The organism is Vulcaniibacterium tengchongense (assembly GCF_003814555.1).
Classification (GTDB): Bacteria; Pseudomonadota; Gammaproteobacteria; order Xanthomonadales; family Xanthomonadaceae; genus Vulcaniibacterium; species Vulcaniibacterium tengchongense.
The window spans coordinates 237553-249814 of the sequence record NZ_RKQN01000002.1 but is presented as its reverse complement, the minus strand read 5'-3'; the positions used below and the strand labels follow the sequence as shown (position 1 = coordinate 249814).

At 71.5% G+C, this 12262-nt stretch carries 7 protein-coding genes; 2 read left to right on the top strand and 5 right to left on the bottom strand.

The genetic code is table 11. The features are described 5' to 3' along the window. Positions 1 to 44 precede the first annotated feature (44 nt). The 5 genes from EDC50_RS07510 to EDC50_RS07490 are packed head-to-tail and all read right to left on the bottom strand — an operon-like array spanning position 45 to position 5431. Positions 45 to 1166 (bottom strand): N-acetylglucosamine-6-phosphate deacetylase, encoded by a 1122-nt coding sequence (locus tag EDC50_RS07510; RefSeq protein WP_123769874.1) that lies wholly within the window; start codon positions 1164 to 1166, stop codon positions 45 to 47. Further along, positions 1163 to 2074, bottom strand: a complete 912-nt coding sequence (locus tag EDC50_RS07505) for a DeoR family transcriptional regulator (protein WP_277872341.1) — start codon at positions 2072 to 2074, stop codon at positions 1163 to 1165. Before EDC50_RS07505 ends, EDC50_RS07510 begins: the two co-directional genes overlap by 4 nt. Then, positions 1974 to 3305 carry a D-tagatose-bisphosphate aldolase, class II, non-catalytic subunit gene (locus EDC50_RS07500; protein WP_123769872.1) on the bottom strand — a complete coding sequence of 444 codons (1332 nt, stop codon included), beginning with the start codon at positions 3303 to 3305 and terminating at the stop codon, positions 1974 to 1976. Before EDC50_RS07500 ends, EDC50_RS07505 begins: the two co-directional genes overlap by 101 nt. Positions 3306 to 3326: 21 nt before the next feature. Next, complete coding sequence (locus EDC50_RS07495) at positions 3327 to 4268, bottom strand: ROK family protein (protein WP_123769871.1); 942 nt, start codon at positions 4266 to 4268, stop codon at positions 3327 to 3329. 5 nt (positions 4269 to 4273) lie between these two features. Then, positions 4274 to 5431 carry an SIS domain-containing protein gene (locus tag EDC50_RS07490; protein WP_123769870.1) on the bottom strand — a complete coding sequence of 386 codons (1158 nt, stop codon included), beginning with the start codon at positions 5429 to 5431 and terminating at the stop codon, positions 4274 to 4276. Positions 5432 to 5807: 376 nt separating this feature from the next. Between EDC50_RS07490 and EDC50_RS07485 the strand changes: the two genes are divergently transcribed. Both EDC50_RS07485 and EDC50_RS07480 read left to right on the top strand, forming a co-directional pair. After that, a complete protein-coding gene (locus EDC50_RS07485) occupies positions 5808 to 9122 on the top strand; it encodes a TIM-barrel domain-containing protein (RefSeq protein ID WP_123770404.1) in 3315 nt (1104 codons plus the stop codon). Between the two features lie 129 nt (positions 9123 to 9251). After that, positions 9252 to 12221, top strand: coding sequence for a TonB-dependent receptor domain-containing protein (locus EDC50_RS07480; RefSeq protein ID WP_123769869.1), 2970 nt, complete (start codon positions 9252 to 9254; stop codon positions 12219 to 12221). Positions 12222 to 12262: the final 41 nt, after the last annotated feature.

The following is a 12262-nucleotide window of genomic DNA, read 5'->3' as shown; positions in this document are numbered from 1 at the left end:
GGTCGGCAGGGCGGCGCGCACGCCGCGAGTGAGGAGGCCCGCGGTCAGGCGGGCGCGACTTCGTCGCCCTCGACGAACACGCGGCGAAGCCGCAGCTGCGCGTCGAGCACGACCAGGTCGGCGCAGGCGCCGGGGTGCAGGCGGCCGCGGTCGTGCAGGCCGAGGTAGTCGGCCGGATAGCGCGACAGGCGGTCCGAGGCGTCGGCCAGGTCCAGGCCGATCGACACCAGGTTGCGCAGCGCCTGGTCCATCGTCAGGGCGCTGCCGGCGAGCGAGGAGCCGTCGGCCAGGCGCACGCAGCCCAGGCACTTGTGCACGCGCTGCGCGCCCAGCGCGTACTCGCCGTCGGGCATGCCGGTGGCGGCGGTCGCGTCGGTCACGCAGTACAACCGCGGGATCGCCCGCAGCGCGGCGCGGATCGCGCCCGGGTGCACGTGCTGCAGGTCCGGGATCAGCTCGGCGTACTGCGCGTGCGCGAGCGCGGCGGCGGCGATGCCCGGGTTGCGGTGGTCGACCCCGGTCATGCCGTTGAACAGGTGGGTGAAGCCGCGCGCGCCGGCCTGCAGCGCGGCGACGCCGTCGTCGTAGCCGCCCGCGCTGTGGCCGAGCTGGACACGGATGCCGAGCGCGGCCAGGCGCGGGATCAGCTCGCGGTGGCGGCCGATCTCCGGCGCGATCGTCAGCACCCGGATCGGCGCGACGGCGTGCAGCCGTTCCACCTGCGCCAGCGTCGCCTCGGTCACCAGCGGCGGCTGCGCGCCCAGGCGCTCGCGGCTGATGTACGGGCCTTCCAGGTGCACGCCGAGCACGCGCGCGGTGCCCGGGGCCGGCTCGGCGATCGCCGCGGCCACGCCGCGCAGCGCGTGGACGATGTCGTCCTCGTGCGCGGTCATCGTCGTCGCCAGCAGGGCGGTGGTGCCGTGCCGCGCGTGCAGCGCGGCGACCGTGCGCGCGGCGTCGCCGCCTTGCATGACGTCGGCGCCGGCGCCGCCGTGCACGTGCAGGTCGACGAAACCGGGCAGGATCAGCGGCTCGTCGTCCTCGCCGGCGCCGTCGGCGTCCGCCGCGGCGCGGATGCGGCGCACGCGGCGGTCGAATTCGATCTCTCCCCGCACCCACCCCGACGCGGTGAGAATGCGGCCCTGCAGCGCTTGCGGCTCGGTCAAGGCGGCGACTCGGCGATGATCACCTCGATGCCCAGCCGCTGCAGCCCTTCGCGGTAGTCGCTGCCGATGCCTTCGTCGGTGATGATGGTGTGGATCTGGTCGAGGCGCGCGATCCGGTGCAGGCTGACCCGCCCGAACTTGGACGCGTCGGTCAGCACGACGACCTTGCGCGCGCGCTCGACCATGCGGTGGTTGAGGCTGGCCTCGGCCTCGTGGTGGGTGGTCAGGCCGAACTGCAGGTCCAGGCCGTCCACGCCGAGGAACAGGGTGTCGAAGCTGTAGGTGCCGAGGCTGGCTTCGGCCTGGCTGCCCTGCAGCGACAGCGACTGCTTGCGCAGCAGGCCGCCGGTCAGCAGCAGTTCCACGCCCGGGGCATGGGCCAGCTCCCAGGCGATGTTGAGGCCGTTGGTCATCACCGTGACCTCGCGATGCCCGCGCAGGTGGCGCGCCAGGGTCATCGTGGTCGACCCCGAATCGATGATGATGTTGTCGCCGGGCTTCACCAGGCGCGCCGCGCACGCGCCGATCGAGTCCTTGAGCGGCTGGTTCAGCGCGTCCTTCTCGTGGATGTCGCGCTCCTGCGGCGGGGTCCGCAGCAGGGTGGCGCCGCCGTGGGTGCGGGTGGCCAGGCCCTGGGACTCGATATGGCCCAGGTCGGCGCGGATGGTCACCGACGACACGCCGAAGCGTTCGGCCAGCTCGGCGACCTGCACGTTCCCGTGCTGGACGAGCAGCTGCAGGATCTGTTCCCGGCGTTGGCGGGTGTTGCGCATGGCGGCTTTCTCGGTCGAAACGGAAGCCGGAAGCTTACCGTTCCGAAAGTGCCGGCACGCCGGAGGTTTCGTTTCGGGTCCGGGCCGCCGCGCGGTTGCGCGCGCAGGCGCGCGCGTACTCGGCCAGGCGGCCATAGATCCTGTGGCGCACCAGGGCCAGCGGTTCGGCCTCGAGGCGGCCGCCGACCACGTCGCGGTGCTGTTCCGGCAGGTACTGGCTCAGCAGCGTCGCCGGCGGCGGGCAGCGGCGCAGGTTGGCGACGAGGGTCGCCACCGCGCGTTGCACGTCCGGCTCGCCCCAGTAGTAGCGGCAGCGGTCGCTGAGCGCGTAGCGGCGCAGCAGGCGCAGCCGGCGCTCGTCGCCGCGGTAGTGGCTCTGCCAGTGCTGCGGGCGCTCGAGCATGCAGCGGTCCAGCACCTCGACCAGCCGCGAGCGTTCGCCTTCGGGCAGCAGCTCGTCCTCGATCGCGGCCAGGGCGAACAGCGCCTCGCGCAGGGCGTACGTCGCCGCCGGGCCGACCTTGAGGATGGCGAAGTGGTCGCGCACCAGCGCGTGCAGCGAGGCTTCGGTCTGGTAGTCGGTGGAGTGCGCCTCGAACACGATCCGCGGCTGGCGCTCGAGGAAGTCCGACAGCGCGCGCGCGGCGCGCGGGTCGTAGTGCTGCACCTCGCTGTGGTCGAAATCGACCCCGGGCTGCACCACCATCGCGATCACCCGCTCCCAGGCGGACGCCAGGCCGGAGGCGAAGGCCTGGCGATGGATCTCCAGGGTCCGCGCCGCGGCATCGGGCCGGGTGACCTGCACCCCGCCGCCGAGCGAGCTCTCGCCGCCGGGTACCGGCACCTCGGTGCCGATCACGTACACCGGCGGCGGCCAGCCGGCGTCGGCGGCGGCGCGCTCGGCGATGCGCGCCAACTCGGCCGAGCGCGCGGCGACGGTTTCGTCCGGCAGCGGCGTCGGGTCGTCCGCGCAGGACATGCTGCAGTCGAGATGGAGCTTGTGGAAGCCGGCCGCGGCGTAGGCGCGGATCAGCTCGCGCGCGTGCGCCATCGCCTCCGCGGCCGGTCGCTTCTGCCAGGCGTTCGGGCCGAGGTGGTCGCCGCCGAGGACCAGCCGCGCGCGCGGAAGGCCCTCCTCGTCCGCCAGCCGCAGCGCGTAGTCGCGGAACTGCGCCGGGTTCATCCCGGTGTAGCCGCCGAACTGGTCCACCTGGTTCGAGGTCGCCTCGACCAGCAGCACGGTGTCGTGGTCGAGCGCGACCCGCATCGCCGCGCGCAGCACCTGCTCGTGGCTGCAGCAGACGCTGTAGAGGCCGACGTTCTCGCCGCGGCGGTGGGCGCAGATCAGGGAAAGCACGGCGGACATGGCGGTACTCGGATGCGGAAGTCAGGAGGCCGGCGTGCGCTGGCGCGCGAGCAGGGCCGCGCCGCGCGCGCCGCCGGCGTCGCCGAACTTCGGCGGCAGGATCGGCGGCACGCGCACGCCGCCGAACAGGTGGGCGGCGATCGCGTCGGGCAGTTCGCGGTACAACGGCGGGTACTTCGACAGGCCGCCGCCGAGCACGATCACGTGCGGGTCCAGCGCCAGCACCAGGCCGGCGAAGGCGTGGCCGAGCAGATCGCGGTGGACGGCGAGTGCGCGCAGCGCCAGCGCGTCGCCGGCCTGCGCCGAGGCGATCACCGCCGCCGCGTCCGCGGCGTCGCCGCCGAGCCGGCGGTGCAGGCCGGCGAGGCCGCTGCCGGACACGTAGCGCTCCAGGCAGCCGCGCAGGCCGCAGCCGCACTCGAGCAAAGGCAGGCCGTGGCGCGCCAGCAGGGTGGCCGGCACGGCCCAGTGGCCCCATTCGCCGGCGATGCCGTTCAGGCCGGCGACGAGGCGGCCTTCGACGCAATAGCCGCCGCCGGCGCCGGTGCCGAGGATCGCGCCGAACATGCTCGGGTAGCCGTCGGCGGCGCCGCCGTGCGCTTCCGACAGCGCGAAGCACTGCAGGTCGTTGCCCAGGTGCAGCGGCCGCTGCAGCCGCCGCTGCAAGTCGCGGCCGACCGTGCGCCCGGTCAGCGCCGGCACGTTGGCGCTGAGCTGGCGGCCGCTGGCGCGGTCGGTCACGCCCGGCAACGCGACGCCGACCGCGCCGCAGTCCCGGCCGAACTCGGCGTCGGCGCCGCGCACCAGTTCGACCACCGCGTCCAGGAAGCCGTCGTAGTCCTGCCGCGGCGTGTCGATGCGGCGGCGATAGAGCGTCTCCAGCGCCACGTCGCAGGCCACCAGCTCGATCTTGGTGCCGCCGATGTCGAGGCCGTAGCAGGCCGGTGCGCGCGCGTCCGCCATGATCGTCAGCCGCCGTGGCGATGGATGGTCACGCCCTGCACGACGCGGTTGACCGTGCCGTCGGGGAAGGGATTGTCGGGCGCCAGGCCGAGCGCGACCGAGCGCCGCAGCGCGTAGCGTTGCGCCACCGTCAGCCACAGCGGCGCCAGCCAGGGATCGGGCAGCGCCGGCGCCGCCAGCGCCAGATCGCCTTCGGCCTCGTCCTCGCCCCGGGGGCCGACCGACAGCACCCGCCCGGCGATGCCGTCGCGGCGCAGTTCGTCGAGCAGGTCCCGTTCGTACCGGCGCGCCAGCGGGTCGGCGCTGCGCAGCACCACCACCAGGGTGTCCGCATCGACGGTCGATTTCGGCCCGTGGCGGAACCCCAGCGGCGTGTTCGCCAGCGCGAGCTCGCGGCCGGCGGTGAGTTCCAGCGTCTTCAGCGCGCACTCGCGCGCCAGCGCCTCCAGCGGGCCGCTGCCCAGGTAGACGACGCGGGCGTAGCCGCGCCGCGCCAGCGCCTCGACCGGCGCTTCCCAGTCGCGCAGCGCCTGCCGGCCCAGCGCGGCCAGCGTGCGCAGGCGAGCCGCCGCCGCCGCGGGCTCGCGCTCGAACAGCGCCAGCGCGGCGAGGGTCATGCAACTGAGGCTGCTGGTCATCGCGAACGCGCGGTCGCAGCTGGCCGCCGGCATCAGCACGGTGCCGGTGTCGGCGCGGCCGGCGCCGCGGCGCGCGAGCTCGCCGTCCGGGTTGCAGGTGATGTCGAGGAAGCGCGCCTCGCCGACGCGCTCGCGCACCAGGTCGACGGCGGCGACGCTCTCCGGGCTGGAGCCGCTGCGCGCGAACGAGACCAGCAGGGTCGGCCGGTCCGGCCGCAGGTACAGCCCCGGATGGGTCAGCAGGCTGGTGGTGTGGAGCGCGCGCGCTTCCACCGGCCATTGCGCGCCGACATGGTCGGCGACCAGCTCGGCGATGTAGCCCGAGCTGCCGGCGCCGGTGAAGATCACCCGGTGGCCGCCGCGGCCCAGCCAGTCGTCGAGCAGGCCGCCGAGCCGCGCGCGGGCATGCGCCAGCGAGTCGGCCAGCGCGTCCCACAACGCGGGCTGCTGGGCGATTTCCTCGGCGGTGTGGCCTCCGCCGAGGCGCTGCCAGGCGGACGAGTCGGGAAGCAGTTGGGCGTCCATTCGCGAATCCAGTTGGGCCTGCGCACGATCCCGCTTTTCTTTCGAAAAGTCAAATTGCGAAAGCAAAAAGAAAGATAAAGCGCGCCGCTTGGGGCATCGAAGCCTTCGCAGGGCGTCGGCGACGGGAGTCCCCTGCTGAGATTCGAAAGCGGACCGGCCACGTTCACGGGAGCCGGGACACGCCATTCTGAAAGTTGTGCTTTGCACAAAGTTTCGTTTATAGAAAAATTCTTCTCTTTTTCTTTTGAATTTGTTGACACCTTTCGAAGCGCTGGCCTAGAGTCGGTCACGACGGTTTCGTATTCCCGTGATAGACGGGCCTGGGGGCAAGGTGGAAACCCGCGCATTGCGCAAAGGCGTCCTGTTCGTCGCGACCATGGCGGCCCTGCTCGCCGTCGCGCCCGCGTCCGCCGAGCCGGTCGGCAACCTGCGCAGCCTCGCGGCCGCGGCGAACGACGGGACCGCCGCCTGGGACATCGCCACCGACAACGGCAGCCGCCTGCGCATCGAACTGCTGCGCCCGGACCTGGTCCGCGTGCAGGCCGGCCGGCGCGGCCGGCTCTCGCCCGCCGGCGACCAGGCCGCGCCGATCGTGCTGCCGCAGCCGGCCGTCGCGGTCGCGCACACGCTCGAGGAGGATGCCGGCGAGATCCGCATCCGCACCGACGCATTGGTGCTGCGGATCGCGCGCCGGCCGCTGACGCTGGCGCTGGAGCGGATCGAGGACGGCCGCGCGGTGCCGTTGTGGCGCGAACTGCAGCCGCTCGACCTGGACCCGGAGCGCAGCGTGCAGACGCTGTCCAGCGAGGCCGGCGAACGCTTCTACGGCGGCGGCCAGCAGAACGGCCGCTTCGAGTTCAAGGGCCGCGAGCTGGAGATCTCCTACTCCGGTGGCTGGGAGGACGGCGACCGCCCGAGTCCCGCGCCGATGCTGCTCAGCTCGCGCGGCTGGGGCATGCTGCGCAACACCTGGAGCGACGGCAGCTACGACCTGCGCCAGCCGGACCAGGCCACGCTGCTGCACCGCGAGGACCGCTTCGACGCCTACTACTTCGTCGGCGACGGCCTGGCGCAGCTGCTCGACCGCTACACCGCGCTGACCGGCCGCGCCGGCCTGCTGCCGCGCTGGGCGCTCTCCTACGGCGACGCCGACTGCTACAACGACGGCGACAACCAGAAGAAGCCCGGCACCGTGCCCGAAGGCTGGAGCGACGGCCCCACCGGCACCACGCCGGACGTGATCGACAGCGTCGCGAAGCAATACCGCGAGCACGACATGCCCGGCGGCTGGATCCTGCCCAACGACGGCTACGGCTGCGGCTACACCGACCTGCCGAAAGTGGTGCAGGGCCTGGCGAAGTACGGCTTCCGCACCGGCCTGTGGACCGAGGACGGCGTCGACAAGATCGCGTGGGAAGTCGGCCAGGCCGGCAGCCGCGTGCAGAAGCTCGACGTGGCCTGGACCGGCAAGGGCTACCAGTTCGCGATGGACGCGAACAAGTCCGCGTTCGACGGCATCCTCAACAACTCCGATTCGCGTCCGTTCCTGTGGACGGTGATGGGCTGGGCCGGCATCCAGCGCTACGCGGTGGCGTGGACCGGCGACCAGAGCGGCAGCTGGGACTACATCCGCTGGCATATCCCGACCCTGATCGGCTCGGGCCTGTCCGGCCTGGCGTACGCCACCGGCGACGTCGACGGCATCTTCGGCGGCAGCGCGGAAACCTTCACCCGCGACCTGCAGTGGAAGGCGTTCACCCCGGTGCTGATGGGCATGTCCGGCTGGTCGGCGAACGCGCGCAAGCACCCGTGGTGGTTCGACGAGCCCTACCGCAGCATCAACCGCGACTACCTCAAGCTGAAGATGCGGCTGACGCCGTACATGTACGGCCTGGCGCGCGAAGCGGCGCAGACCGGCGCGCCGATCGTGCGCGGGCTGATGTGGGACTACCCGCAGGACCCGCAGGCCTTCACCGAAGCGCACCAGGACCAGTTCCTGCTCGGCCGCGACCTGCTGGTCGCGCCGGTGTACCGCAGCCAGGCCGCCAGCCGCGGCTGGCGCCGCGGCATCCATCTGCCGCCGGGGCGCTGGTTCGATTACTGGGACGGCCGCCAGATTACCGCCGGTGCGCAAGGGCGCGATCTGGATCGGCAAGTGGACCTGAAGACCCTGCCGGTGTTCGTCCGCGCCGGCGCGATTCTGCCCATGTACCCGGCGATGCTGTACGACGGCGAGAAGCCGCTCGACGAGGTGACCTTCGACCTGTATCCGCAGGGCGAATCGCGTTACACGCTGTACGAGGACGACGGCAACACGCGCCAGTACGCCACCGGCGAATTCAGCGAGCAGACGATCACGATGCACGCGCCGGGGCAGGGCAGCGGCGAAGTGCGCGTGCGCATCGATGCGGTGAAGGGCCAGTACGACGGCCAGCTGCCGCAGCGCCGCTACGCGTTGCGCGTGCTCAGCCGCACGCCGCCCAAGGCCGTTGAACTCGATGGCCGCGCCTTGCCGAAACTCGCCGACCGTGCCGCGTTCGACGCCGCCAATGAAGGCTGGTACTTCGACGCGGGCGAGCGGCGCGGCACCGTGCACGTGCGCACCGCGCCGGTCGACATCCGCACCGCGCTGGCGTTGCGCCTCGATATTCCGGCGGCGAAGGCCCCGGCCGACGACGCGTTCCCGGCGGCGCCGGAACTGGGCCGCGCCCTGCCGCCGGACAGCCTGCTGGTGGTCAACCGCCCGGCCGAAGAGCCCGGCCATCCGCTGGAAAACGCCTTCGACGACGATCCGGGCACCTGGTTCCGCAGCGTGCGCAACCAGGCCGTACGCACCGGCGCACACGAGTGGACCGTAGGCTTCGGCGAGCGCAAGCTGATCGACGGTATCGAACTGGCGCCGCGCAACGACAAGAACTGGAAGCACGGCCAGGTCCGCGACTACGAGATCTACATCGCCGACAGCAACGGCGAATGGGGCGAACCCATCGCACGCGGCCAGTTGAGGCTGCAGCAGGAACTGCAGCGCATTGACTTCGCCCCGCACGCCGGCCGCCTGCTGCGCTTCCGCGTGCTGAGCACGCAGAATCCGGACGGCGACGCCGCCAGCGGCACCGATCCGATGGTCGAAGCGACGAAGGCCGCCACGGCGCGCGCGTTCGATGCACAGCGGCCGCGCGACGTCGGCCCGATCACGCTGTCCACGTTCCATGTGCTGGAACACCAGGCCGGCGAACGCCCGCCGCTGCAGCGCTATCTGTCGGAACTGGCGCTGCCTGCGCCGCTCGTGGGCGCCGTGGCGCGCGACCAGGCATTCGGCGGCGCCGGCGAGATGCGCATGAACGGCCTGCACTTCCGCCGCGGCCTGGGCGTCGGCGCGGACAGCCGCATCGATCTGAAACTCGAAGGCGGCTGGCGCCTGCTGCGCGCCGACCTCGGCATCGACGACCGTTGCCGCAACGCCGGCGGCCTGCAGTTCCAGGTCTGGGGCGACGGCCGCCTGCTGTACGACAGCGGACTGGTGCGCGCCCCGGCGGTGGTCAAGCCGGAACTCGACATCCGCGGCCTGCGCCGCCTGAGCCTGCGCACGCTCGGCGCGCAGGGCCCGCGCGCGGCGCAGGTCTGCGGCAACTGGGCCAACGCGGCCCTGATCGGGCAGGAGGGCGACGCCGCCACCATCCTTCCGCCGTAACCGAATCCTCCCCGCATCCCCCGCATCCGACTGCGGCCGACCGGCCGCGGCCCGGGATCGCTGTCGCCTCACGCAAGCCCACCGCCCGCCGCAGCGCCGCGCGCTGCAGATCGAACGAGGAGAGAGAAGATGTCGCCCGCACGCCGCACCCCCCGTCGCATCCCCGCGACCGCGTTATCCGTCGCCCTGGCCGCGGCGCTCGCCGCCGGGCCGCTGGCCGCGCAGGAGGCGCAGCAGGACGAAAGCGGCAAGGCCACCGAGCTGGAACGCATCGAGGTCACCGGTTCCAACATCAAGCGCACCGACGTGGAGACGGCCTCGCCGGTGCAGATCATCAGCAAGCAGGACATCGAGAACATGGGCGCGCGGACCCTGCTGCAGGTGCTCGACAACCTGCCGGCGGCGCGCCCGGCGCAGGTCGATTCCAAGTCGTTGTTCACCGGCTCCGACGGCGCCTCGCAGGCCAACCTGCGCGGCCTCGGCGCGCAGGGCACGCTGGTGCTGCTGAACGGCCGCCGCCTGTCGTACTACGGCGCGCCGGCCGGCTTCCAGACCCAGTTCGTCAACATCGATGCGATCCCCGCCGCCGCGATCGAGCGGATGGAAGTGCTGACCGACGGCGCGTCGGCCGTGTACGGCACCGACGCGGTCGCCGGCGTGATCAACGTGATCACCAAGCGCGAGTACCGGGGCGCGGAGATCAACCTCACCACCGACTTCGCGCCGCGCTTCGATTCCTATGGCGAGCACCAGCTCAGCCTGACCGGCGGCTTCGGCGACCTGGACGAGGACCGTTACAACGTCTATGCCTCGCTCAACCTGTACCGGCGCGACCCGATTCCGCTGTCGGAGTGGTACGACAAGAAGCCCGAGCAGTTCTACGTCAACAACCCGAACTACATCAACAACCTGCGCCTGGGCACCGGCAGCGCGCCGGGGGTGTTCAATCCCGGCAGCTACTTCGCGATCGATCCGGTCACCGGCCGTCGTACCCAGGAACCCGCGCCGGGCTGCCAGAACGTGGTGGTCGAAGCGGCCGGCCCGCGCTGCATCTGGCAGACCTGGCTGAACAACGAGATCGACGGCGGCGCCGAGTCCGAGCGCGCCACCGCCTACGTCGGCGCGCGCTTCCTGCTGGGCGAGACCACCGAGGCGTTCGCCGAGGCCACGTACACCGACATCGACCTGCGCGCCAACGGCGGCACCCCGCGCAGCTTCAGCACCACCACCGGCAATCCGACCAGCTGGTTCTCGCGCAACACCGGCAACACCGTCAACCAGTTCTTCTACCCCTACCTGGGCCCCAACAACGTCTACAACCAGGCCAGCCCGGCGTTGCGCGCGATCAACGGCGGCGTGGTCGGCCTGCAGTACCTGCTGCAGGACGTGGGCGGCGATCACTTCGGCCAGCGCAACACCGACAAGAGCTACCGCGGCATGTTCGGGCTGCGCGGCGCCTTCGGCGACTGGAGCTGGGAGAGCGCCTTCACCACCGCCGGCTCGCATTCGGTCACCTACCAGACGGCCAACGTCAACCTGGAAGGCTTCGAGCGCGCCTTCGGCCCGTTCACCATCGACCCGGGCACGGGCCGGGTGATCATCTCCGACAACCCCGCGTACAAGTTCGGCGAGATCAGCGAGGCCAACGCCCGGCTGCTGCGCGAGGCCTACCCGACCTTCGACATCGAGTCCTGGACGCGCCTGCATACCCTGGACGGCAAGGTCGAAGGCCCGCTGTTCTCGCTGCCCGCGGGCGAAGTGCGCGCGGCGTTCGGCTTCAACCTCAGCCGCGAGACCTTCTACACCCCGGGCAACCAGGACGCGGCCAACGGCCTGATCACCCAGCAGGGCGGTTCCTGGTTCGACGGCAAGCGCACCACCTACGCGCTGTTCGCCGAGTCGGTGGCGCCGATCACCGACAAGCTGGAGCTGGAAGTGGCCGCGCGCCTGGACAAGTACCCGCACTTCGACGCCAACCTGGCGCCCAAGGTCGGCCTGAAGTACCGGGCGTTCGAGCAGCTGCTGCTGCGCGGCACCTATTCCGAGGGCTTCCGCGCGCCGAGCCTGGCCGAGTCCGGCGAAGGCGGCGTGTTCGCGCAGATCGGCGGCTACCGCGACGAGATCCGCTGCAACGAGACCAACGCCATCGCCAACCTGCTGCTGCAGTCCGCCCGTCCAGGCGACGTCGACCTGGGCCGCACGCTGCGCAACTCCGACTGCAGCCGCAACGTCGCGCGCCTGACCCAGCCCAACCAGGATCTGCAGCCGGAGAAGGCCAAGATCGCCACCCTGGGCTTCGTCTACGAACCCGCCGACTGGCTGTCGGTCTCGGCCGATTACTGGTTCATCTACCGTCGCAACGAGATCGTCGCGCCGGACTACAACAAGCCCGAAGACATCATCGCGCTGACCCGCTTCGGCATCACCGACGCCGACCGCGCCAACCTGGCCGCGCTGGCGGCGATGTGCGCCGACCCGGCCAGCGGGGTGGCCTGCCCGAGCCCGCTGCCGGGCTACAGCACCGGCAACGTCGCCAGCGTGATCGGCCAGTACAAGAACCGCGGCCGCACCCTGGTCGACGGCTTCGACATCGACGCGCGCAGCCGCTTCGACCTGGGCGACTGGGGCCGCCTGAACGTCGGCGTGGCCGCGACCATCGCCCGACGCAACATGTACCACGCCGGCGACGAGTCGGGTTGGCTCTACGGCAACACCGTCGGCTACTACAACAACCCGCGCCTGCGCGCGACCTTCAACGTCGATTGGAACTACGGCGACTGGAACACCAGCTTCTACGTCAACTACGTCGGCAAGACCAAGTGGGCCTACGACCGCATCGACGCGCAGGACAACAACGCCGAAACCTGCACCGGCAGCTACCTGCCACTGCAGCCGAGCAAGTGCGACGGCGCGCCGGCCTGGTGGACGGCCAACCTGGGCGTGACCTGGCGGCCGACCGAGAAGCTCACCCTGGGCGCGACGGTGAAGAACCTGTTCGACCGCCATCCGTTCTACGACCCGAACGACTGGATGAGCTTCCCCGGTTACACCAACAATTTCGGCCGCATCTACAGCCTGAGCGTCGGCTACAAGTTCTGATCGCAGGCGGTCGGATTTCGGAGGCCTGCTCCAAAAACGTG